Here is a 24,440-nt window from a genome sequence, read left to right on the forward strand (position 1 = left end):
AGCCAGACCGAGACTGATCCGTCAGCTCGAGCCGGTGTGGTCGTGCCGGCGCAGAAGTCGTTCGAAGAAGTCAGTGAGCATCTCGGGAGCCGCGTTATCGCACAGTTCGTGGCCGCCGATGCGGTAGACCTCGTAGCCTTGGAGCGTGAGCTCGCGATCTTCCGCCACCATCGAGGCGTAGCGCGCAGGGTCGGGGAGCCAGTCGGCGTCAGAACGCTGCGCGGCGGCGCGGCCGACGGGGCGGGCGTAGTGCTGGATGCCGTCGATCTCGATGACCGCGCGGGTGCGATGGCTCATGAGCAGCAGAAAGTCCATCCGCTGGCGGGCAAGGCGTCTGACCCCGCCCAACTCGCTCATGCTGTAAGGGTCGTAATGGAGATAGACCTGAGGGATGAGCGCCGGAAGGTCAAAGCCGAGCTTGACATAGGTGTCGAACACCAGGAGCTCAGCACCGTTGTCACCGAGGGAGCGCCGCAACCGGTCCCATAGAGAGATCCGTGCCTGTGTCGGATCGCCCGCGTACTCAGGGTGCTGGCGAACCCACCAAGTGACCAAGTCCTGCCAGCTCAGCCCACGGCCCTCCAATGGCTGGTCATACACCAGGCAGTACTGCTCGTTCTTGACGATGCGGATGGTGTTGCTGATGGAGTCCGGCAGGACGATCTGCGGCTTGGGGCCGTCGGCGGCAAAGATGAGGTTCTTCAGCTCTCCGGAGACGCCCTGCAGGCCCAGCTGAGCCAGTAACTGCTGTAGGTCGTCATCGCCGTACTCCTCGATCACGCGACGAGCTATCTCCATCAGATCCGGGAGCGACTTGTCCTCCAGCCGAGCCAGAACGTAGCCCCTCTTGCTGTTGTACGGATCCTCGTCCGCGCCCTGCGGGGCGAGCCCCAGGTACTCACAAACCGCGGCAAGTCGGTTGGCCTTGACGTGACCCCACAAGGCCTCCGCGATGGCATCCCGCAGTTTGAACACTGGCACTCCGGACGGCAAGTTCATCCCGCCATCATGCAGACCAAGCACACGCCACGGCAGTGCGTAGGCGAAAGCAGCGACCGAGACGGTGTCGCCGCAGATTGCGACCCGAAGAAGCGCTCCGGGCCACCGCCTTTCGCGAGCGCGGCCCGTGGGCTGTTCGCCTCAGTGATTCTGGCTTGACTCACGGCCGATGCCTGGCGGCGCTCGGCCTCCCCCGGCTCACGGCCGATGCCGGATCGTCCAGCAGGGCGGCGCCCGCGAGTGCTCTCCCGAGCCCGCGTATCTGGCGCCGTATGGCAGCCAACTGCGGCTGCGGAGAGACCCTGGACTGAGGGCGGACCGAAAATCCGTCTCGCTTGTCGGACCTGGTTGTCACACTAGGCGGATGAACGAGGGATCACCCGCACAGTGGCTGGCGGCGGCGCAGAAGATCGATGCCCGGATCGAGAAACTCCGACCCGAGGCCGATCGCCTCGTGTGACAAATACGCTGTTGATCACTGAGTTGACAGTGGCCTGGGCCTGTGAATGTAGTGATCGTTTCGGGATGCTGTGCCACGGCGTGACGTTGCCTTGAACGGGGCATTTGTCTGGTAAAGGTGCTAGGGGGATCGACTGACCTGCGAGTGTAGTGATCGTTTCGGATTGTGGTGATCGTTGCAGGATTTGGTTATGGCTGCCCGGCTAGGATCGGTAGGTTTGCCCTGGTTCAGGGCTAGTCGGTCGCTTTGTTGAGTTGGAGGGCCGAACGGATGCGTGCGAGCCCGGATGACGGCATGTTCCGCAGGTCGCCATGCAGATTCCTCTTCCTTCTTCTCTACGTGGGTGAGCGAGGTCCGATTCAGTCAGCTATGGCCCGGGTCCACTGCTGGCTCACTCAACACCTTGACCAGAACGGCATTGGCGACCTGCGCCAGTCGGCCAAGCTGCACCGCCTCGAACTGGAAGTACGGGTTGGCCTGGAACGGCCCCGCGTTGCCGCCGTAGCCGAGGACCTGCTCCGATCCGAACAGCGTCCCTCGGTGCCCCGTATGCGAGCGCTGGTCGTACAGCGGGCCCGCTAGCTCCTTCACCTGCTTCTGCGTCAGCACGGTCTTGAGTGCTTTCCGGAACCGCTTCTCGGCCACTCCCTTGCGATGCTTGCACTCGGGATGGCAGTCGCACATAGAGTCTGGGACGGACCTCATACCGACGCCCTCGATCGCGGCTACGAAGGTGAGCAGCGAGAGCGACGGATGACGTCTCCCCAGGCGTACGGCCTCGTAGTACGCGCTGAGCGCGGTCTCCAGTTCGGGGTCGCCGTCCAGCCTCTCCCATGCCCCAAGCACCCACAGCGGCAGCCTCCAGTTTCCTGTCCCCGGAGGGACCTCCCCGGTCCACTCCTCCCCGTGCGGGCTCGGGAATTCGGGACCGACCGAAGTCGGGATCTTCAGAACCGACCCGTCGGGGCCCTGAGGCCAGGGGAGCGTCCGGGGCTCCCACAGCTGCCTCCGGTGCAGCGTCAGGAGAGCGCAGAGCCGACGCAACTGCGCCTGAGCGACAGGGACAACGGGGTCCCAGTGGTACGTCTCGACCTGGCCGGTGACGACGACGGGGAAGCTGCGGCAGATCGTGATGAACTGCGAGTCGACTCGGTCCTGCCCTCGGAATTCGCGCATGTGGACACCACCGGGGGCGAGGGCCAGCGGCCCTACGTCTGTCGCCCTGATCTGCCCCAAGGGGTGAAATCCCTGTACAGCGGACGGGCTGACCCCAACAAGCGCATCCCATACGTGAGTCCGCTGGTGGTGCCCAATCTCGTCCACGGCCTTCCGCGCGCCAGTCCGCCAGGGGTCTACCTGGTCCGCGGACGGGGTGCCGACGTCGCCGACGACCGTGCAGCTGATGCCGTCGGGGTGAGGGTGGACGCGCAGGATGCTCGTCATGGAGTCGTCGAGGGGCGGCCCCATTTCCACCGCGCCACCGTGACTGTCAGTGCCGCTGACGCGGCGAAACCCTCCGCCCATGGCGTTCCCAAGGTGGTGGGCCCACTCGTTGCCATGCTCGGTGAAGTCCACGGGGAAGGTCCCGATGCTCTGTTCCCACATGCTGGCCTCCAGCCGCTTCGACGACGTCGAGGTTCGCTGGCCACAGCTGCCAGGACCTCAACGTCCCACGATCAAGGCCATCGTCCCGTTTGTGTCCAGAGGGACGCCACTCAATACAGCCGTCACAGACCGCCCCGGCCAGCGTGAAGCGCGTGACGACCCGGCACAGTTCGCGGCGGCGGTGGCGTTTGTGCGGTTGCCCACCCCGCCCCGGCTTGAAGGGAGCGATGGCGATCTGACGCATCCGCGGTGAACTCCCAGTCGATCTAGTCTGGTTGCAGTGCATACGGTCACTGGCATTTCACGGTGCTGTACGACTTCGAGGACACTGATGACGGGTGACGAGGGGTGGAAGGACGAAGACGGCGACGAGAGCCGTGTTCCGGCTGCGGGTGCCGAGGTCGGGCCAACGGCCGTCGGCGGATACGCACACGTCGTTCAGGATCGGCTGACCACGAGATCATTCAAGGTGAGCTTGACGCGGCGCCGGTTGGTGTCGAAGCCGTACATGGCAGTGGGCCGGTTCAAGGGGTCGGATTTCGAGTAGTAGCGGAACTGCAGTACCTGGCCACACATCGGCCCCACGTCCGCCATCAGGCCGTCCTGGCAGGTGGCCAACACGGTGATGCCGTGTTCCAGGGCGGCGTCACGCAGTGCGGCGATCACTTCGCGACGGTGCTCCGCGCCGAGTGAGTCACCGAGTTCGTCGAGGATGAGGACGCGGCCCCGCGCGTCGGGTGCGGCCAGCAGGGCGGCCAGGACGAGATGGATGGAGAACAGCTTCTCCTGGGCGGTGTTGGTGGGCGCATCGTAGGCCAGCAAGGAGCCGCCGGGGTTGCGCTGCCACCGGGGCACGACATGGCAGATCCACTGGTCCTCGGCGCTGTCCGGCGCGCTTACGCTGTAGAGCAGGTCGGCTGCGTACCCCTCCTTTTTGTGCAGTAGGTTGAGCTGGTTGCTGATGCGGTCCAGCGCACTGTGCACGCGTTCCTTGATGGACTCCTGGGTTTCTTCGAGGGCCTGGCGTGACTCCTCGACGAGGTCGTGGAGGTAGCTCTGTTCGTCCTCCCGCTCCCGTCTTTTCACCTCCACCTGCTCCCGAGCTCCTGCGTCCCGCTCCTCGTACTCGTCCAGCCACGTCTTCATCGCGGTCAGCGAGTTACGGAAGATGATGTCGTGCGGATCGTGGGTGTGGGCCTCGTGATGGTGCAGGGCGTCGGCGATCTCCACGGTGGCCACACCGGTGGTTGCCGTGTCTGCGGCGAGCCTCGTCAGCGCCGCCGTCAGCCGGGACCGGCTCTCGCTGCGAAGGTCCGCACAGGTGCGGACCTCGGGCGGGCGCTCGGTGTCTCGCGATACGACGGCGTAGGAGTTGATGCCGTCGGCTGGCTCCGCGCCGGGCTCATCCTCGGGCAGGCAGCTCCAGTTGAGCTCCTCCAAAGCCTCCTCCTCAGAGCCCGTCCAGATCATCCGTGCCCGGTCGGTGCTTGACCCCCTGCGGAGCTCCTCCAGCTTCTCCTTCCTCCGCGTCGCCTGCGCCCTGTCGTCCTTCAGCTTCCGCAGTTCGCCCTCGAGCTTGTCTGCGCGCTCCTTCGCCGTGCGGAACGCCATCTGGGCCTCATGCGCTGTCTCGCTTGCCTCTTTGGCCAACGTACGCAGCCCAGGCAGCGCGGCAACGCACTGGGCGTGTGTGTCCTCGAGGTCGCGGATCTTGGGAACGAGCCGCTGTGCGAGCTCTTGGGCCTCGGCCCGTTTGATGTCCCGGCGCAGTTCGGCGATCCGGCGACGGTGCAGGTCGGCTGCGGTCTCCAGTGCAGCGCACTGGGCCCGGGCCTGGTCCCGCTGCCCTTCAAGGTGGGCGCAGATGTCTTCTTGGCCAGCGATCGGCTTCTCGAAGCCTCCGATGACGCGGACCCCCAGCCCAGACAGCCAGGCATGCGGAGGAACCGTCACCTCCGTGGCATCGGCCAGGGCATGCAGGAACGGCACCGCCAGGGGATCGGCGTCCAAGATGCCCTCGGGCAAGCCATCCGGGGCGCCGGAACCTGCCGCTTCCGGTTCGCTCGACGGCCCGCAGATGAGGATGGTCCCGGGCAGAGTGCTCACCGCACGGCTGGCATCCTCCAGGGCATCGGAGGCGACACACACCGACTCCCTCCACGGCGCCAGGCGGGCCTCCCACTGGGACCGCGCCTCAGGACGGACGCGAGTGGTGGCCATAAGCCCCACCCTCCGGTGGGACGTTGCCCCCTCCAGGGCCCGCAACGCCGCCCCCGCCTGGCCGGTGCGCCCCTCCCGGGCCTCGGCGAGCTCTCCTTCCAGCGCCCTGACACGTTCCTCGGCCAGCAGGAGTTCCGCCTTTACCTCGAGCTGACGCGCCTCCTGGTCGCTGACGTGCTGGGCGAGCTCGGTGGGGGAGGGGCCGGCGTAGTCCTCGGCCTGCTGCCGCGCCTGGCGGTGATCCTGCTGCGCCCGCTTCAAGTCGCCTCGAAGCAGTCCCACCTTCTCGTTGGCCTCCTCCACCTCCCGCTGATGCTCGTCGCTGCGCAACTGTGCGGAACGGGCCGATTGCCGGAGCTGGCCGATGTCGCGGGCTTTGGTGAGCTGGCCCTGCACTGCATCATGCCGCGCAGCCAGAGCTGCCAGATCATCCTCGACACGGGCGAGGCTGCTGCCGATCCGGCGCTCGTAGACGACGGCATCAAGGGCGGCGCGTGCCGATGCCAGTCGCCAGAAGAGCTGAGCCCGGCCGGCCTCCACCCGGGCCCGCTGTCGGGTTTCGACAGAGTGAAGGATGATTTCCTCTTCGTGCCAGGACTTCTCGGCATCGGCCAGTTTGTCGGCCAGGTTCTTCTGCGTCCTGGCCAGATCCTTGCGGGCCTGTACGTCCGTGGCGAGCATGCCGGCCTTGCCGGTGAGATCGAGCAGCGCCTCCCCGATCTGCACGGGAGTGAAGGTGCCCGCATCCAGCTTCAGCAAAGAGGGCCGCGACCGCATGCCGCCGCGGCTGATGATGTAGGCCAGCAGACGCGGGGCGCGGCCGTAGAGGACCTCCGCGTAGTCCGTGGCCCCCAGGGGTTTACCACCGAGGGCGCGGAAGAACCCCGGAGCCAGCTCGTGCTGGGTGCGATCGTCTCCGCTGAGCAGAAGGTGCACCCCTTCCTTGTGCCGTACCTCGATGTGCGGTGACTTGGCCGATACCTGCAGCCACACGGTGTGTGCGCTGCCCAGCGGATCCTCGGGTTCGGCGAAGACGCCCACCACATAGCCGATCGAGGCGGCCTCGTTCACCTCTGGCGATGCGCCGGCGGTGACGGGCTCGAACAGCAGCTTGGGTGCGTGCACGGAGCCACCGCCCGTCATGCGCCATTCCGGGTCTCCCAGCAAGAGGGCCAGGGCAGACAGGAAGCTGGTCTTTCCCGACTCATTGGAGTCCTTTGGCCCCCGCCCGGTCACCGCGACGAATGTGCCGGGGACGATCGCCACCGGGTGGGAGGTCAGACGGGCAATGGAGAACGTCTGGACAGCGACCAGCTGACGGGTGCCGATCACTCCCCGCTTGCCACGTGCACTGGGGATCTGCTGACTCACATGCGGTCCGTTTCTGTGGGGATCTCAGATAACTCGCCGCGAGACTCGGGGTCTTCGAGGCCACGCCGCCGGCGGATGGCGGCGGCCAGCTGCCCGCCGGGCCGACCGACCAGGATCAGGTCCTCCCAGAGCAGGTTGCTGCGGGCCTCGCTCATGCGCTCCAGCGCAGGGCCGGGCAGGTAACGGCCCGTGGTGGTCTCAGCGACCATGCCCGCCGCCCGCAGCCTGCGCAGCGCCGTTCTCATCGCGGCCTTGGAGATCCGCCGGTTGGAGGCGAGCTCCGCCAGGGTGACGGTGTGGGCTTCCCCCGTCCAACGGTTGTGCCGGTGCCGCCCCCGAGCTCTCGGAATCGCCACTGTGTGCAACAGGACCAGGGCCAGCACGGCCCGGTCCACCGCGGCGAGGGTCCCGACCTCCTCGGTTACCAGGGCGTCGGCGAGCGGGTCACAAAACCCGGTGACCCAGTTGCCCTCCGCTGTCTGCAGCAGTTGCCGCCCGCACGGCAGCAATGCCTGATCCACCGCGGCCCGTATCGCCGGATCAGCCAGCATCGGCAGCTCACCCCGGGGCACCGGCCGACGAGCCGTCTCCAGTGTGGCGATCACTGATCGCACCACATATCCGTCGGACATCTCAAGCGCCGTTTCGGCATCGGCCCGGACCTCATGCGGCGGCACCGCCGAATCCGGCTCCCCGCTCGCCTGCTCATCCGCCCCGGGAGCCGGCAGCAGATGGTGTCCGCGGCGCAGGCCCTCCACCACCACAGCAGGAAACGCCGCAACGGCTGCCCCCAGCCGCAGTTCGTCCCCGTCCACGGAGATCAGGCCGGCCTCTGGCAAGGTCCGCTCGAGTGCCCGCTCCACCGCTTCGCGGTCCGCGCCCAGTTGAGAACACAACGCCACAATGGCGGCACGCCTAAACGGCCCGCCCGGAAACGGCGCGCGCTCAGGCCGCGGCCACGCCGCGCGCAGGCAGGCCGCCCACACCAGGGTCGGCACCGGCGACAAACCAATCCGGAGCGCCGGCGCCAGGCCAGCAGCCGGTGCCGTCTCACCGTCCCACCCCAAGACCAGCACATCAGCCAGCTGGCCCACCCCGTGCACGCGGATCACCCGGCGTCCGATTCGGGCGGCCGCGGCCGCAGCGGCAACCGCCACGGGACCGGTCGTCTCGGCCGACGTCACTCCAGCGGCCCGCAACCGCCCCAGAAGCAAGGCTGCTTGAAACGCTCTGTCCTCATCCGCCTCACGGATGGCGTCCTGTTCAGAAGCCACCCAAACCCCCATCGGACCTCTGAGCCACATTCTGACGCCGAAGACGCAGGGGATGCAGATAGGTGACGGAGGCCTCCGGATCGGCTAGCAAACCGTCCTCCACCACGACCGTATAGGGCTCGTCAGGATCGGCACTCAGCGCCAGCACATCGGTGATGATCGAAGCAGCCGCAGGCCATCCCGCTTCGTACAGCGCCTGAGTGAGATCGACTTCCTCGTCTGCCGCCAACAACTCATCGGCCCGCAGCCGACGCCGCTCCCGTAGATGCGCGTGTGCATCCTCGGCCCACTGCAAAGGATCGTCCTCATCCTCGTCGTCGCCCTCGACCACGAGAGGCCGCACGCGTGCCCGCGAGCGCGGGGCGAACCCCTCCACTGTCTCCAGAAGCTGAGCCGGCTCGATCCACACTGCCGGCACGTCGGCGACCAGTGCCGTACCCACCTGCGACAGCAGCCCGACGTCACCCTGGACCGCGGCGTGGTCGTACTCCTTCACGGTCAGCACGTCAAAGTTCAGACTGCCGCCGCCCTGCTCAAGCACTTTGTCCGCGGCGGCCATGACCTGCAGACGGTAGAACTGCTCCGCCTCGATCAGAGCCGAACCAGCTTCCTCCAGCGCCCAGTCACCACTGAACCGGTCCGTGACCAGCTTGTTCAATTCCTTCACCTGGCGCGTGAACCCCTGATGATCATGCTGTCGATGGGACTCCATCAACTCGGCCGTCGTGCCGGTAGCGATCTGCCGCTGCAAATCCAGAGCGAAAACCCGCAGCGCGTTCCGGCACGACACCAGATAGTCCAGAGCCGCCTCGGGGTCGGGATTGCTGCGATCGAACACCGCCCTCGCCCGATCCAACAGCAAGATCAACTCATCAACACCCCCGTGCTCCGCCAGCCGTTCAGCCGCCAAAGCACCCGCCAGCCCTGCAGGCCGCACGACATACCGGTCCTGATGGGACTTCAGAAGATAGGGCTCAAGGAACCCCAGCCGGATCAGGACAGCCAAACGGCGATCGATCAGCTCCTCCGGCCACCCCGAAGGATTGACCTTCAATGCCTGCACGACCTCAGCCTTCGACAGCCCGTGCGCCCCGGCATGCTCGGCAAACACTTTCAGGATCGCAAGCGCCACCCGCGCCACCTCCGGGTGCTGCGCCACAGCACCAGCATCCTCAGCAACGGGAGCCATGAACGCCCGCCAGTTGGCCAACTGAACAACCGCCGCCAGATCCTCCCGATCGCCGTCCCCGAACGCGAGCTGTTCACCCACCGGCCGGCACCGCCTCCAACAGCCCAACCAAGCGAGGCAGCACCTTCCGGTGCAACGGCTCCTGCTCACACGATTCGCCCGAGACCGCGATCTCCGCCGCCAGGGCCCGCAGCTCCACCGGCCCCTCCGCCGCCATCCTCTCCGCCAGCGCGCGCGCTTTCGGATACTGCTCCGGCTCCTGATCCCGGTAGGGGCCGGCACGCCACATCTCCACTTCCATCCCCACCGGATGCACCTTGCGGTCCAAGCGCCGGGACAGATCATCGATGATGGCAATCCCATCGGCATCCAGGTCTCCCCAAATGGCCATCCGCTCCGGACGCATCCACTCCAGCAGGGCAACAAGCTTGTTGGTGACGTACCCCTTGCCCCAGATGCACAGCCACTGCGACGTGACCTCCGGGATCGCGCACACGCGTTCAAATGTGTCGGAGTTCTCAACCAAGAAGACGCCCCGCCCGCCGTGCTCGACTTCCCCCACCAGCCGCAGAGCGCCAGCAGGCAGAGCGATCCACGGCTTGGCCACCGCAGCGTCTGCAGCCACCGACCCCACCCGCCACCGCAAAGGCCCCCGCACCCGAATATCGACATCAGCCTCATCGAGCGCCAGGTCAAAGCTCATCCCGACCAGGTTCTCGAAAGCCGCCTGCCGTGGAGGGGTCCACTTCTTCGACCCTCTCAACGCAAGGCCAGCCAACTCCTTGGCGGACAACCGCTCCCCGTTCCGGTGCGCCGGCCACCACACAGACGCCGCGCGCACCGCCGCCTCATAGGCAGTCCACGCCTCGGTCGCGACCGCACTGTCCTGCGGCACCCTCAGCGGCGAACCCGCCGGACAGGTATCCAGCAGCACCTGCTCCCGCTCCAACTCCGGTATCGGCGCCATCAATGCAAGCAGTTCCTTGCGTACCTCATCGGGATCCCGCCATCCGCGCAGCTCCTGCAACAGCTCATCCGCCTGCAATGCCCAGGAATGAGACAGGCGCCATGCCAACGGACCGGCGACCTCGAGATCGTCATCAACCGCGCAACGCAGAACCACACCTCCGCACCGCACCAGCGCCAGAGCTACATCCCACGCCCTGTCTCCGAAACGGGACTCCACCGTGGCCCAAGAGCGCCGCTGCGCCGAGAGCGCCCACACCAGATGCCGACTATCCAAAGTCTCCGGAGGTTCATAGGCTGGCTGCTCCCGCGCAGTCACCAGGTCGACTTCCCGAATGCGCAGCAAGCCCCGGCGATTACGCGGTGCGCGGTTCATCCCCTCACGACGTACCGGCACGGACAGAGCATGTGTGCCCTCCGGCACTTCAGCCAGCGATACCCGGATGCGGCCTTCCGCTTCACTGAACAACAGGGCCATAGCGCCCGCCCCGGCACTCACATGCCCTCCCCAGAGACACATCGGACCTTGGACCCAGGCAGATCCACTCTGTCAGGAAGGCATACACAAAGCCTCTTGCGCCCCACAAACAGACAAAGTGAGTTCAATTCAACACTAATCCAAAGTAGGCACAGTGACGTACCGTCACCTGTTATTACCTCTGACTTCACAGACGGCCCGCGAGGAGCATCGACGCTGTGGAATCGACGCATCCCGCTCGCCAGAGACCTGAACGAGCTACCCGTGGCGCGCCATGCGCCCTCCTGGGACTGTTGACGGCATAGCCCACAACCAGGGGCGCGCCGCCCGTGCAGGTGCGCGTCCTTCCCTCAGCGTCGGTGGGGTGTACGGAGGATGACCAAGTGGCCGCCTGATGCACGTGACCTGTGGCAAGCTCATCTCCCTGGGGGAGAGGAACGACTGATGACCCGTTACCAATGCGGATCGTGCTCGTATCAGAGCGACCATCTCGGCGAGGCTCAACAGCACTCGCACCAGACGGGCCACCTTTGCATCGGCAAGGACAGTGCCGGGCCAGCGGGAGGTAAGTCCGGCAAAGCCAGGGTCGCGGTTAAGGTCGGCGCCAGCGTTCTGGCCGCCACCACCATCGGGGTCCTCACCTGGAAGTACAAGGGGCTTCAAGAAGAGCACGAGGAGCTCCAGACGAAGCACCAGGGGCTCTTGTCCATGGCTGCGGGACTGGTCGTGCAGTTGGCGGAGTCGACGGCGGAGAACGAGAGCCTGAAGTCGGAGAACGACTACCTGAAGTCGGCCACCGGTGCCTCGAAGACGCTCAAGAGCTACGACTGCTGAGTGAGGGCGTACTGCGGGTAGTGCCACTGGCGGACGGGTGCCCCGGAGCTCGATGCCGTTGGAAGGTCGAGCGGATGCCGGCCCCGCCCGGTGCCAGACCCGTTCTCCGCAGGTCACCCATTCGAGAAGATCAACTGATCGCAGCGGGCCAGCCACCGATCAGCGCAGCGGTCCGAGTTGCAGAACAACGTGGGAACGGCCGCTCAGGCCGGGAGCTGTGGCCTGGTGTTGGGTCTGGCGGGCGGCGAGGGTGCGCTATTTTCGTGCCGTATGGAAGACACCGCCCCACTGCGTCAGGCCGTCCTCGCCTGGCTTGAACAGGCACGGGACCTGCCCTCGATACCCCAGGCGATCACCGATGTAGCACTGTCGACGCAGCCGGAGTTCGATGCTGTGATCAACGCGGTGGTGGGCGCCGCGCCGAAATCCGAACACCGCGACCTGTACGGCAAGGCCGATGACGACTGGGTGCCCCGATGGTCCACGCTCCTGAGCGGATCGGGGCTGGGGGATGCAACCCGTCTGGTTGCCCAGGGGGCGACGGTGCCGGTGGAAGAGGTTGCGGACAGCTTCGTCGCTTTCTGCACGGCGCCCGCGCCGGCAGTGGAGGACTGGCTGTTGCTGACTGGCGACCTCCCCGAGGGGGCACGGATCCCGCTGGGCCGGTACACCCTGCAGACCTTCACCGCCGACGAACTGAGGAAGTTGGGCCCGATGCCCGCCCTCCACGGCCTTCAGCCGGGCGGGCTCGACCTCCGTCTCCTGTCCGGCGCACCGTTCATCCACGTCCCCGATCTGGACCGTACATCGGACCGCAGTGGCGCGCCCTGGTTCGATTTCACCGGCCCGCGGCCGGAGGCCCGGCACTGGAGGGCGCTGCTGCCGCTGATCCTGTGGAGCCCCGAACTCCTGCATGTCGACGCGGTGTTCGACGTCGAGCGCGGTCGCGAGTTCGGGCTGCACCCAAACCACGTGCCCACCACCCTCCAGATCTACGAGGACCATGACGGCAGGCAGGAGGAAGTCGAGGTCCGCGAGACTGGCACCTTCCACGTCACCTGGGAACAACTCCCGCGTCTGCAAGCCTTCTGCTCCGCCGTGACCGCAAAGATCGACGCCGTCATGGACGGCGCCACCAGCAGCCGAAGGCTGCCCAGGAGGCGCGCCCTGCGCCTGGAGCGCGCGGCCCGGCACCTGCTGCAGGCCCACCAGCGCACCCACAGCGACTACGGCGTGTGGGAGCAGGAGGCCGACGAGCTGCACCTGGACTACGTCATCACGCTGGAAGCCCTGATGGCCAGTCCCCACGACAAGCATGAGGGCGTCAGCGAGAGGATCCGGTCCCGCGCAGCCGCCCTGTTCCTCACCCCGTCCCTGCGCCAGCAGGTCGAGACAATCGTGCAGGACGCGTACAGCGCGCGCTCCAAGTACGTGCACGGGGACGTCCTCAAGGACCAGGAAGAGAGCGAGAAACTGGCCGCCCTGCGTGACCTCAGGCTGATCGTGCGGCAGGTTGTTCTGCGCTGGCTCGTCCTCACCCCCTGCGACACTGAAGACCTCGCACCCCTCCTCGACGCCGCTGCTGCCGGCACCGGCCGCGAACGCGCCATCGACGAACCCCTGCGTGCCTTCTTCCGCGCAACGCCGCCGCAGGACCGCCTCGGGCTCTGAGCCGGACCACAGTGCCGGTCGTGAGCAGTGCGACGCGGCCCCCTGTTCCTCGGCAGGCGACTGGCAGCAGTGCGAGGGCAGTCGCCGGCGGGCGGTCCGCGTGCTGGGGCCGTACTCGGTCCTCCTCGCTGGCCCGGGCCAGGCCGGGATGTGGCAGGCACCGGCACCGGGGGAGTCAGGTGGTGTTGAATTCCGCTACCGCCGCCGTGGCTCGCTGGTCTGCCTCTGCTTGCAGGGTCTCCCAGTCGGCGGATGCCTGGCGTGTTCCCGCCGCGAGGACCGCGGCGCGTACGGCGGTGCGGACATCGCCGGGACCTACCCGCAGCCCGGCTCCCCTAAGGCCCTGGATTTCCGACAGCGCCTGCGCGGCGGCCTGGTCGAGGTCGGGGGCTGCCCCGGCAGACGTGCCGGCAGCGTCCCGGCACAGCACGATGACGTCGATGCGGTTGGGCTCCGCTGCTGCGGTCTTGGAGAGACTGGTCGCCACTTCGGCGATCACGGCGCGGGTGGTGGTAACGGTGAAGCCGGCGTCGGACAGCGACCGCATCAGAGCGCACCAGCCCGTGGTCTGCGACTGGTGGAAGCTGAATAGGAGGCGGCCGCCGGGCTTGAGGACGCGTCGGCACTCGCGCCAGACGCGGGCTGCGGTGGCTTGGAATCCATCAGGGGCGGCGTTCTGTACTTCTTGGACGGCCCGGGTGCTGGGCATGTCCGGGTAGCCCTGGTAGGGGCGCATGGCGCTGAGCCACGCGTGGAAGAAGTCGGCCAGTTCCGAGTAGTGGACGTTGTCGACGTAGGGGGGGTCGGTGACGATGAGGTCCACGCTGTCGTCGGGGAGATCCGTGCGCGAGGCGTCGCCGGTAGTGGTGTAGGCCGTTGCGGGATTCCGCACGAACTGCTGCCACGTCGTGCTCAGGGGGCGCGCGACGGGCAGCGAGGACTGGTCGACGGTGAGGATCCGGTCGGCCTCGGCCTTGAAGTCCAGCGGGGTGCTCTTGTACTGGGCCGCTTTGTGCAGCCGGGTGAGCACCCCGGAGAACCCAGCCGATCCCCCCTGGGCACCCCAGGGGTCTCCTTCGACGCTGCACCTCTCCGGTCGCAGTACGTGGTTGTGGAAGACCGAGCGGACCGGACCGGTACCCTCCCCCTTGTAGGAGCAGAACAGGTTGTGGTGTTCGACGGTTCTGCCGAACGATGCGATGAGCGCCTCGCGTTCCGCGGAAGCCCCGGGCAGATCGCGCAGCGCCGCGCCGATCAGTCCGAGGCTGTAACGCTGGCGCTCGTTGAAGAACCGCTCCCAGGAGTCGTACCCCCAGCGCAGCGCCTGGATGGTGCTGACGCCTTCCTCCAGCGCGCCGAGCGGGCGGACGAGCTCCTCGGGCGATGTGTCGGCGAGGGACTTCGCCGCCTTGTCGTACAGGCAGAGGTCGAAGTCGTCGATCGCCCGGTACTCACGCTGGCCGTCGGCGCGCAGCACCAGCTTCGCGTACATGCGCCGCTCCGGGACGGCGCCGTTCAGCGCAGCAATGACAGGGGTGCGGTGCCCGTGACGACATGTCATGAATCTTCCCCGGGCGGCCCCTTGGAACGGGAAGGTCATGCCGCAGGCGGGGCAGTGCCCCCTCTCGTCCTTGCTCAAGTCGGTGACGCAGATGCCCCGGCAGCTTGGGCATACGGCCTGTGCGCGTGGGAATCGGCGCGGGTACGCATGGCGGGCGAAGACCCGGGAGGTGAAGAGCTCCACGTCCTCGCCGCACTCCGGGCAGTACGCGAGGGCCACCCAGAAGTATTGCAGGACCGGCTCGTTGGAGACGGTGCGGTGCAGTTCCTGGACGGGACGGGCGCACTTCCTGACGACCTGCCCGAAGAGGTCCGCGAGCACCTCTAGATCCCATGGCTGCAGCGCCTGCCGCTGGGTGAGCGTCGCGACGGGATTGATGTCGCGGCCCACGACGGCGGCCCCGAGTTTGGCCGCCTCGACAAGGGTGGTGCCCGATCCGGCGAAGGGGTCATACACGACGAGCCCCCGCAGCCTGGCCGCGGCGTCCGCAACGGAGTCGTCCGGTCCGGACACGGCAGCCAACAGTAAGTGGCGTGCAACGCTGCCCAGGCGCCTCGCCCACCACTTGTGCACGTAGGTCGCGGGCCGGTGCACCTCCTTGCGCCACGACTCGTGCTCGGCGATCCGGCTCCACTCCACTGGCGCCGGCCCGGCCTCGAGGAGTGAGACCGGGGGGAGGCCCGCCCCTGGCTTCTCGTTCATGTGTACGCCCCCGGTGGTCCGAACCCGGATCCACCGCCCTCGGATTGGGCAGGAGCAGGTGACGGCCTGTCAACGTGCGTTACTGTAACGGCAGGTAGTGGGGGGATACCAGGTGGGTGATGGCGCGCGTGACGTATCTGGACTGTCTCGTCCCTCCCGACGCAGGCCCGGCCGACTTCTTCGAGCGCGTGCAGGCCCTTCGTATGACGGACCGCGGACGCACCGTCGATCTCGGCCCGCTGGACCGTGCCACCCTGACTCTGTTGTCCCGCGCATTATCGAGTGATCAACGCAGCGTGTACCTGGGCCTCCCGCGCGGGCGACACGACATGGCCGTGCTGATCGGGATCTACCTCCAGCTCGTACGGCGCGGGGCAGAGCTGACCGGCGGATCACCTTGCCCGGTCCCTGACGGACCGGTGGTGGTCGTCGGACTGCGCACCAACGTCACCGTACGGCTGGCACAGCTCGCGATCGGCAGGCAGAACCTCTCGCGAGCCCTGCGCATGCAGAGAATCCGCGGTGACGGGCGGGTTGTTGACCTCCAGGGAAAGATCACGAGGGCCGTCGACTCGCCCTCAGGGCTGTTCTACCTCAACACCGCGCTCGGCAGGCCCTCGCTGGGGACCAGCGTCGGCACCGTCGTCATCGACCGCACCAGCATGGCCAACGACCAGTCCTGGGAGCGCGCGTTGGCCTGGGCGAGCGAGCACGACGCCGCCCGCGTCGTGGCCGTGGCCGACCTGGGCACCCAGCCGGGCAGCAGCCGGGCCTGGACGCAGTGGCCGTGGACTCCCGCGCTGCGCACCGACGTGCGGCACACCCTCGGGCACCGCCCCGCATACGGCCTCCTGACCAGCAACGCCCTCCTTGCCCACCGCCCGGCAGCCGCACCAAGCGCGGCGGTATACCGCCACGAGCAGCTCGCCGAGCTGTACCGGAAGGTTGTGGTGGGTGTGGTCGCAGCACGGCGTGTGCGCGCGTCGGAGTCCTGGCCGCAGCCGGTCGCCGACGCCGTGCGTCTGCTCAACCTGCTGTGGTGCAGCTGGGGTTCGATCGGAAGGCAAGACACCTGGCAGGTACTGATGGGGCGCGGCAGTGGAGCGCGGGCGCTGGCCCGGTCGGTGTCCCGAGGGACATTGGAGGGGCGGGGCGGGCCGTGGGGGCTGTTCCGCGAGACTCAATGGCCCGACCTCCGGCGTGGCGTGCTGGACCTGTATGAACTGCTGTACGACGACAACCCGCGCTGGGACCTGCTGCTTGCGCTGATCGATTGGGCACGGGCCAGCCGGACAGGCACCCCCATTCTTGTCCGTACCCGTTCCCGCTCCGCCGCCGCCGCTGTCGCCGGGGAGCTGGCCGACGCACTCGGCGGTGATGCCGACTCCCTGCTGCTCGCCCCCCAGCCCGGGGCCGCCGCCGGCAGAGGAACCGGTGCTCTGCACGTGATGCCCTATACGGAACGCCTGGCCTGGGACGCCTCGCCAAGGCTCGAGCTTCACCTCGGTGCCCCCTCGCCTTTACGCACCGGCGTGTTGTTCTCCGGTGCTGCCGATGAACACGTCGCCGTTGTAGAGCAGAGCGAGTACACCTGGCTGGAGCGTTCGGCCGACCGCGCGTTGAGCGGCTGGCACGAGCAGATACGTCAGACGGCCGCAGTGCTGAGGCTGGGCGAAGTACCGGAGCCGACGACCCCTTCGCTGCCCGTCGCGTACGGCCCTGTCGACCTCTCCGGACCGTCCTCCGCACCAGAGGCATCGCCCCAGCACGACAGCTGGCTCGCCCTCGATCTCTCCGCGCTCTTCGAGGACTACGACGCCACGGCCCGAGCCCTCGGCACCCCGGCGGACCCCGGCCGCAGGGCCACGACGGCAGCGTACGGCCCGGTGTCGGCTACGGCCGTGGTCACCGAACCCGAAGGGGCGGTGCTCTGGCTGCGCAGCGACGAGCCGGTCGATGTCCTCATAGGCCAGCGCTACGCCAGGGTGCCCGTGGCCGCGCTCACTCCCGGCAGTCGGCTGCTGCGCGCACGTGGCGACGGTCAGTCCAGACTCCACGACCGGCTCGTCATGGTGATGCATGACAGCGCCGAGGTAACCGCCATGGACACGATGATCGGCTTCTTCCGCCAGGCCATCACTGCCGTGTACGAGCAGCGAGGGTCGTGGCCGGACGTGCTCACAGCCCTGAACAACCTCGGGAGCGAGGTCTCGTCATGGCAGGCGGTGAGTAAATGGGCCGATGGCAGCGTCATCGCCCCGGAGGATCCGCAAGACATCCACCGGGTTGCCCTGCTGGCCCGGGATACTCGCCTGACCGCAGGAGGCACGTGGCAGCGCCTGGCCCGCATGGCGGAGGAACTGCGCCGTCTGCATCGGACGTTGGGCCACACCGCGGCGGCGGCGATGACCGAGGCTGCACGGGGCATGGAAGGCCCCGCGCTGCGCCAGCTGAAGACATTGTGCTCCGGGATCGACGTCTCGGAGATCCTCGAGGAATTCGACCTGGTCGTCGTCCGCCGCGTCGGCGGCCAGAAGAGCATGTCGGCGGCCGCCCTGGGCCGCGTACCAGGCCCCCGCGGCACGAGCAGCTCACCACAGGAGGCGCCGTGAACGATGCCCGCAACAACCCGTTAGCGCCGCACCCCGACAGCGCTGCCGACAACCAGCGGGAGACGGTGCTGATCGAACACCTGACGCAGGTCCTCGCCGACAGGCTCGCCGACCGCAGCGGTGCCCCGCACACGCCCCCGTGGACACCACGCGACCACGTCGTCGTCGGAGTGCTGCCCGCTGTCGCGGTCCCGCCGCGGCAAGTGACGGCACCAGACGAGGCGACGGCCGACCCGAGCCGTCGGCCCGTCGAGTCCCTGCGCGGCACACAGGCGCCCCCGGTCCTGGCACTCGACTTCCGGGTGAGCACGGCCCCCGGCCGCAGGACCGCGCAACTCGCCGTCCACTGCCGATTCGCCCTGTACCTGGAGGACATCGCCAGCTACGCCGAACACATGGAGTACCTGCGCGGCGACGAAGGCCCCTCCGGTGCACAGGCCCGGCCGGGAGAGCTGCTGGGCGTCTGGCGCCGCCAGGACATTCACGTGCCCGACCTGGTGATCGAAGTGCCGCTCGGGGAAGGCGAACGCGATCCGCATGCGCTCGGCGAGGCCCAGCAGGTGCTGGACCGGGCGGTCCGCCGCGCGGTGGATGCGCACTTCACCCGCCCCGAGGCCCGTCGCCCGCTCACCGCTGGTCCGCAGAGCCGCCAGGGACGGCGCAGGCGCAACGTGCTCCCTGCGGAGGCCATGGCCGACGAGGAGGCATTCCACAGCCACGTCGCGGCACTGATGGACCGCGACGCAGCCCCTTGCGCGCCCCAACTGGTGCTCTCCGCGCACGCCCAAGCCTTGGACGGCGGCGATCACCTCGTACGCGTGTCCCTGCACAACGAAAGCGACACGGCACAGAGCGACTGGCAGGACCTCTCCGTGTACGACTGCCGCTTCGCGGTCCTTCCCGGAGACGGCATCAGCATCGTGCCCCAGCGCTTCCACCTCGCCCCCCGCGACTACCGGCTGGAGGCGCTGGCGGAGGTGATCGGTCGCGGTACCGGCTGCGCAGCAGTTCCCCACGGCAGCGGTCTGCGGACCGAGACCCTGCCCGTCCATGTCCAACGCACCGTCGTGCCGCGCCAAGCCGGGGTGCGGCACCCGCGGTGGAGTGAGCTCGCCGACGAGCCGGCCCCGATCCTGGACTCCGTCGAGGTCGCGATGGCCCGCTACTCCCGGGAGTTCGCCGCCGCCTGCCGTGCCGCCCAGCAGCTGCCGCACCACAAGGCCATCGAAGCCGACCGCGCCCAGTTCGACGACGAGGTCAGGAGGTTCGGCCTCGGCCGCGAGTGCCTGGACCTGGACCCGGACCTCAAACTCGCCTTCCAGCTCGCCAACGAGGTCTTCGCCCGCGTCAACAAGAATCGTAAATACGATAGTTGGCGGCTCTTCCAGCTGGTCTACATCGTCTCGCACCTGCCGGCCCTCGCCGTGCGCGAGCACCCGCAGCGGGCGGACCTGCGCGCTGAACTCGACCACACCGACGTGCTGTGGTTCCCCGCCGGCGGAGGGAAGACCGAGGCATACCTGGGGCTGATCCTCACGGCCCTGTTCTACGACCGGCTGCGAGGCAAGCACGCAGGGGTCACCGCCTGGCTGCGCTTCCCGCTGCGCATGCTCAGCGTGCAGCAACTCGACCGCACCCTGCGCATGCTGATCGCGGCCGAGACGCTCCGCGCCGAACGCCAGATCGGATCCCCCCACGACGACCCGTTCGCGCTCGGCTACCTGGCCGGCGGGACGGGCAGCCCCAACGACCTCCACTGGGAGCGGGGCTGGTGGCGCGGTTGGGAGACCGAGGCCGCGGCCACCCGGGCGGGGACCTTCGCCGAAGACCATCTGCGCGACCGGCTCGTGATCACCTGCCCCTACTGCGAGCGCGACAGCGTACGGCTGCGCCTGGACACCGACGCGGTCCGCCTGCATCACGAGTGCGCCGCCTGCCAGCGGATCCTGCCCCTGCACGTGAGTGACGTCGAGGTCTACCGCACACTGCCCGCGATCGTCATCTCCACCGTCGACAAGCTCACGGGACACAGCTGGTTCCCCGAATTCACCGCTTTCCAGCACGGCCCGAGGCACCGCTGCGCCGAGCATGGCTACTTCTCCTTCCCGCGTTTCGGAGTCTGCTCGGCCGGGCCGGACCATTGCACTGCGCCGAAGGACGGCTACCCGGCGGCCCGTCCGATCAAGGACCCGGTACCGGCACTGACGGTGCAGGACGAGATGCACCTCCTCAAGGAGGAGCTCGGCGCGTTCAACGCGCACTACGAAGGCATGATCGCCGAACTCCAGTCAGGAGCAGGCAGTGGCCTGCCCAGCAAGGTACTGGGCGCCTCCGCCACCATCGAGCAGTATCAGGACCAGCTCCGCCAGCTCTACGGCCGCCGTCCCCGTGCCTTTCCCGCATCGGGATGGACACTCGGCGAGAGCTTCTACACCACGACCCGGCCCGACTTCCGGCGCGTTCACATCGGAGTGCTCCCGCACAAGCGCCGAAAAGCCGACGTAGCCGCGATCGTGCAGGGCGAGCTCCTCACCGAGATCGCCCGGCTCCAGGAGGAGCCCAAGGCCCTGCGCGAGCGCCTAGCCCTGCAGGGCCTGCCCGACTCGGACCTCCCACGGCTCCTCTTCCCTTACGAGGTCTCCTTGGCCTATGTGAACAGCAAGCAGCACGGCACCCAGCTCGACGAGGAGCTCGGCCAACTTTCCGACGACCTTCAGCACGCCGGACTCGACCGCGTCGAGCACGCGGTGCTCACCGGCGAAGTCCCTGTCCCCGAGCTCGCCGCGGCCATCGCCCGGGTCCAACGCGAGCACCTGGACATCCCGCGAGGAGAGCGACTGCGCGCACTGGTCGGCACCAGCGTGCTCAGCCACGGGGTGGACCTCGAGCGCCTCAACCTCCTGGTCCTGGCCGGCATGCCGCCGACCGCCGCCGACTACATCCAGGTCACCGCCCGGGCCGGGCGAACCCACGCAGGCCTCGTCGTCACCGTCTACGACCCCGTTTCGCGCCGCGAACGCTCCATGTTCTCCAACTTCCTGAGCTACCACCGCCTGCTCGACCGCATGGTCACCCCCGTACCCGTCAACAAGTACGCCTACTTCGCAGCCCGACGCACCCTGCCCGGCATCGTGCTGGCGCTGCTCCACGACGCCGCCCGTGACCCCGCGCTGAAGCCACCACCGGAAGGAGCCGACTACTCCAAAGACTTCAAGCGCTGGTGGAGCGCCCAACGACCACTCCTCGACCCCTGGCTGGAACGACGCATCCCAGCTTGCTACCGCGAGCGCGTGGCGGGCGTCAATGGGCGCGGACTGGAGAACGACCTCGTTGAGCGCATTATCGAAACCTGGCGGCAGGAGGAACGGCCCAACCTCAACAAGGGGGCAGAGGAAAAGCGCACCGCATACCTCTTCCTCCAACAGCCGCTCACCAGCTTCCGCGACATCGACAAAAGCACATCGTTCCAGTCGCTGACCAGCAGCCAGGACGCCTTCAAAGCACTCGCCACCAACACCGCCGACATCAATAAGGGAGGCAAGGATGAACCGCAGCCGTAGCCAGGCCATGACCGCCTTCCTGCCCGGCGCCGTCTTCCGCCACGAACAGCGACTACGCGGCAGGGTCCAGGCAGTCGACGGAGACGTGGTCAAGAAGCTCAACGAAGACGTCATCTACGACGAGATCTCCCGCTACCTGGAGCGCTGGAGCGAAGACGCCAGAGCCGCCCTGCCCCTGCCGCAGGGCCGACTCCGGCAGAACTTCGTCCTGGTCAGCCCCGACCTCGTTCGCTTCGAGGTATTCCCCCTCGTCCTCGAATGCGTCCGCCGCTCCTGCCGCCGCGTGCGCACGTACGTGAAGCCCCAGCAACTGGCGGCCGACCCCCGGTGCCGCACCTGCGGCGCACAGCTGCGGCAACTTCCGTACTTCAACGCGCACAACTGCGGACGCGTCCGTCCCATGTACGTGCCCAAGTGCCGTGTTCCCGCGCACGGCTACGAACACATCGTGTTCGAGAACACAGGAAGCTTCGTCACCGCCCTCTGGCGCTGCGTCGGCCCAGGCTGCGGCGGCGCGAAGCTCCAGGGCACCTCGCAGTCCCCCTGCGGCTGCGAATGGAAGGACGCAGCCGGCCGCGCCATGATGCGGGCAAGGACGTTCAACGACACCCGCGCCTACCAGGTCCACGCCCTCCAACTCGTCAACATCGACAACTCCGAGTTCCGGCAGTACCAGCGCCACCCCCAGCGCGGCCGGATCGCGGCCGCCCACTACCTGAACTTGATCGACTCCCTGGCCCAAGGCCTCGGCGACGCCACCCAGAACGTCACAGTAACGCGCCTGTCCCCGCAGGAATGGCAGCAGAAAGAACAGCAACTGCGCCAGATCCACATGGGGGAGGAGGCGATCGAGCAGCTCCGAAGAGTGATGGGCCCCGAGGAGAGCGGCCTGGCTGCTCTGCCCAGTACGGACGCCGCCAACGCGCGGTGGGAACTACTCGGTGCAGACCGCCCCTTCGTGGAACGCGCAGCCGTCTTCGACCCCGCCCAGATTCAGCGCATCACCCTCGACGACCAGTGTGCACGCTTCGCCGAGCTGCAGGACCGGCTGGCCCAGCAGACCACCGAACGCGCCCGCGAGCAGGCCCGCACGCTGGGGATCGAAGAGATCGCAGTCACCTGGGAGTTCCCTGTAGCCCGAGTCGCCTTCGGCTACACCAGAGAAGAGCACGAGCCCGAGCGGGGAGTCCTGACCGGCTTCCACAACAAGTACCACCACGACGGAAAGTATCCGGCCTACGTCGCAGCATCGGACACCGAAGCCCTCCTGGTCACTTTCTCCGCACGTTCCGTCCTGTCGTTCCTGAATGCCAAAGGACTCTCTGTCGGGGCGGCCGAAGACGAATCGGCGGCCCGCCAGCGGCTACTGGAACTGTTCACGGACCAGGACGACCCGGAAGCCGCCCGCGCGGCAGCAACCGTACACACGATCATCCACACCCTCGGCCACCTCCTGCTTCGGTCCCTGGACGACGGCCAAGTAGGACTGGCCGAAAACACGCTGGCCGAATGGGTCGTCACGAAGGCACTCACCGTCGCCATCTACGCCGACAACGTCCGTGAATTCACCCTCGGATCACTGTGGACCCTGCTCAGCAACCGCGTGCTCAGCTGGCTGGAAAGTACCGCAGACTCGGTGCTCAGCTGCGAGAACGACCCGCTGTGCCATCAGTCCTCACCACGCTGCTGCGAACGCTGCGTCTACCTCACCTTCGGCTGCCAGCTGTTCAACGACGACCTCGACCGGGGCCTCGCCGCAGAGTTCCTCCGCCACACCGCCACCTCGAGCCACACATGACCGACGACCTGCGACCGCTGGTCCCGCTCGCCCAGCTACTAGAGCGCCTCGCGGGCAGCTACGCGGCAGCCGCCGAATGGACACGGCAGATCGCCAGAGCAGACACCCTCGACGCCCTCCGCGAGCACGGGGTCGCAGACGATCACGCCACCGCCGTACGCCAGCTCGCCGCCGAGTGCGGCCTACTGGACCCAGGCCGGCACACAGAGCTCGTCCCTGCCCGCCTCTCCCAACTCCAGGTGCTCCTGGACGTCCTGGACGGCCTTGACCCACCGCCCGCAGCACCACCATCCGAGCGCCCCCTGGTGTTCACCACCCCGCGAGCCGCCGCCCACCTGGTAGCACCCCCCGTCCGACGCCTGGACCTGCTAGTCCAGGACGTCATCGCCGGAGCCAACAGCGAACTCCACATCGGCGGCCCCTTCTGGAACCGTCACGGCTGCGACCTACTGCGCGAGGTTCTGCTGCCCGCCGTCGCCGAGCGCCAGGTCGCCGTCCACTTCTACGCCCACGACCCAAGCAGCCGGGCCCAACCCCTCAACGATCTCGTCAAAGACTGCGCTGACTACGGAAGAACGTCCTTGTACTGGTGGACCGGCGCCAACCCCGGCATGATGCACGCCAAGTTCGTGGTCGCCGACCGTGCCACCGGCTACTTCGGCAGCGCGAACCTGTCCTCCCTCGGTCTTCAAGAGCACTTCGAGATCGGCATGGAATTGGGAAGCACACAAGCATCGTCACTGGTGGAGTTGTGCACCCGGCTGCGCCAGGAAGGCTTCTTCACCCAGGTCACCAAGGGGCCGGGACGTGCACCGGACCCGCTCGTCCTCTTGGAGACCGCCGACGGGAAACGGCGCTTCGGCCAGTTGCGATCCTGGCACACCACCAGGGACGGCCGCCGTGAAGCGGACGTCCTGTGCCGTCTCTCGAACGACGCTCCGCGGCCAGCCAGAGTCCGCGTCGATGAGAGCCGCATCCGGCTCATTCCCGGCGTCGACTACGCAAACGTGCCGACAGCAGGCGGGGCTCGGGCAGACGACGGCGAAACCGAAGGCACCGGGTAGTTGGCCACACGAGGCCCTACGCTCCCTCCATGCCCATGCGCGAGGGCAGGCTCGGTCCCAGGAGTACGGCCAGGCC

Annotated in this window: 13 protein-coding genes; 6 read left to right on the top strand and 7 right to left on the bottom strand. The window is 67.7% G+C overall.

The features are described 5' to 3' along the window. Window positions 1-21 precede the first annotated feature (21 nt). From AC07FA_RS18125 to AC07FA_RS18150, 6 genes are all read right to left on the bottom strand, one after another. Complete coding sequence (locus AC07FA_RS18125; RefSeq protein ID WP_479076551.1) at window positions 22-999, bottom strand: hypothetical protein; 978 nt, start codon at window positions 997-999, stop codon at window positions 22-24. An 823-nt stretch (window positions 1,000-1,822) separates the two neighbouring features. Continuing rightward, window positions 1,823-3,064 carry a hypothetical protein gene (locus AC07FA_RS18130; RefSeq protein ID WP_479076552.1) on the bottom strand — a complete coding sequence of 414 codons (1,242 nt, stop codon included), beginning with the start codon at window positions 3,062-3,064 and terminating at the stop codon, window positions 1,823-1,825. Window positions 3,065-3,502: 438 nt separating this feature from the next. Beyond that, on the bottom strand, window positions 3,503-6,655 hold the full coding sequence (locus AC07FA_RS18135) for a hypothetical protein (RefSeq protein ID WP_398147313.1): 3,153 nt from the start codon (window positions 6,653-6,655) through the stop codon (window positions 3,503-3,505). Then, the gene (locus AC07FA_RS18140; protein ID WP_479076554.1) at window positions 6,652-7,929 is read right to left on the bottom strand and encodes a hypothetical protein; all 1,278 of its coding nucleotides are present in this window, start codon (window positions 7,927-7,929) and stop codon (window positions 6,652-6,654) included. Before AC07FA_RS18140 ends, AC07FA_RS18135 begins: the two co-directional genes overlap by 4 nt. Continuing rightward, window positions 7,919-9,199 (bottom strand): hypothetical protein, encoded by a 1,281-nt coding sequence (locus AC07FA_RS18145; RefSeq protein WP_479076555.1) that lies wholly within the window; start codon window positions 9,197-9,199, stop codon window positions 7,919-7,921. Before AC07FA_RS18145 ends, AC07FA_RS18140 begins: the two co-directional genes overlap by 11 nt. Then, window positions 9,192-10,562, bottom strand: coding sequence for a Wadjet anti-phage system protein JetD domain-containing protein (locus tag AC07FA_RS18150; protein ID WP_479076556.1), 1,371 nt, complete (start codon window positions 10,560-10,562; stop codon window positions 9,192-9,194). The genes AC07FA_RS18145 and AC07FA_RS18150 overlap by 8 nt, the downstream gene beginning before the upstream one ends. Before the next feature lie 444 nt (window positions 10,563-11,006). On the opposite strand from AC07FA_RS18150, the gene AC07FA_RS18155 reads away from it, so the two are divergent. Both AC07FA_RS18155 and AC07FA_RS18160 read left to right on the top strand, forming a co-directional pair. Continuing rightward, window positions 11,007-11,396 carry a hypothetical protein gene (locus AC07FA_RS18155; RefSeq protein ID WP_362433804.1) on the top strand — a complete coding sequence of 130 codons (390 nt, stop codon included), beginning with the start codon at window positions 11,007-11,009 and terminating at the stop codon, window positions 11,394-11,396. Window positions 11,397-11,573: 177 nt separating this feature from the next. Beyond that, entirely contained in the window at window positions 11,574-13,067 is a 1,494-nt protein-coding gene (locus AC07FA_RS18160; RefSeq protein ID WP_479076557.1) for a hypothetical protein, read from the top strand. A gap of 175 nt (window positions 13,068-13,242) precedes the next feature. Here AC07FA_RS18160 and AC07FA_RS18165 read toward each other — a convergent pair whose 3' ends face one another. Further along, window positions 13,243-15,141 (bottom strand): DNA methyltransferase, encoded by a 1,899-nt coding sequence (locus AC07FA_RS18165; RefSeq protein WP_479076558.1) that lies wholly within the window; start codon window positions 15,139-15,141, stop codon window positions 13,243-13,245. 308 nt (window positions 15,142-15,449) lie between these two features. On the opposite strand from AC07FA_RS18165, the gene AC07FA_RS18170 reads away from it, so the two are divergent. Genes AC07FA_RS18170 through AC07FA_RS18185 form a run of 4 tightly spaced genes read left to right on the top strand, consistent with a single transcriptional unit; the run spans window position 15,450 to window position 24,364 of the window. Further along, a complete protein-coding gene (locus AC07FA_RS18170; RefSeq protein ID WP_479076559.1) occupies window positions 15,450-17,942 on the top strand; it encodes a DISARM anti-phage system protein DrmE domain-containing protein in 2,493 nt (830 codons plus the stop codon). Beyond that, window positions 17,939-21,502, top strand: coding sequence for a helicase-related protein (locus AC07FA_RS18175; RefSeq protein ID WP_479076561.1), 3,564 nt, complete (start codon window positions 17,939-17,941; stop codon window positions 21,500-21,502). Before AC07FA_RS18170 ends, AC07FA_RS18175 begins: the two co-directional genes overlap by 4 nt. Then, entirely contained in the window at window positions 21,486-23,300 is a 1,815-nt protein-coding gene (locus AC07FA_RS18180; protein ID WP_479076562.1) for a hypothetical protein, read from the top strand. Before AC07FA_RS18175 ends, AC07FA_RS18180 begins: the two co-directional genes overlap by 17 nt. Beyond that, on the top strand, window positions 23,297-24,364 hold the full coding sequence (locus AC07FA_RS18185) for a phospholipase D-like domain-containing protein (RefSeq protein WP_479076564.1): 1,068 nt from the start codon (window positions 23,297-23,299) through the stop codon (window positions 24,362-24,364). The genes AC07FA_RS18180 and AC07FA_RS18185 overlap by 4 nt, the downstream gene beginning before the upstream one ends. Window positions 24,365-24,440 lie beyond the last annotated feature (76 nt).

The sequence above is a fragment of the Streptomyces sp. NPDC045968 genome (assembly GCF_056430475.1).

Excerpts from the sequence above, each read along its gene's own strand:
- AC07FA_RS18185 (WP_479076564.1), top strand. The coding sequence starts at position 23,297 with ATGACCGACGACCTGCGACCGCTGGTCCCGCTCGCCCAGCTACTAGAG.
- AC07FA_RS18150 (WP_479076556.1), bottom strand. The coding sequence starts at position 10,562 with ATGGCCCTGTTGTTCAGTGAAGCGGAAGGCCGCATCCGGGTATCGCTG.
- AC07FA_RS18125 (WP_479076551.1), bottom strand. The coding sequence starts at position 999 with ATGAACTTGCCGTCCGGAGTGCCAGTGTTCAAACTGCGGGATGCCATC.
- AC07FA_RS18155 (WP_362433804.1), top strand. The coding sequence starts at position 11,007 with ATGACCCGTTACCAATGCGGATCGTGCTCGTATCAGAGCGACCATCTC.
- AC07FA_RS18180 (WP_479076562.1), top strand. The coding sequence starts at position 21,486 with ATGAACCGCAGCCGTAGCCAGGCCATGACCGCCTTCCTGCCCGGCGCC.
- AC07FA_RS18130 (WP_479076552.1), bottom strand. The coding sequence starts at position 3,064 with ATGTGGGAACAGAGCATCGGGACCTTCCCCGTGGACTTCACCGAGCAT.
- AC07FA_RS18170 (WP_479076559.1), top strand. The coding sequence starts at position 15,450 with ATGGCGCGCGTGACGTATCTGGACTGTCTCGTCCCTCCCGACGCAGGC.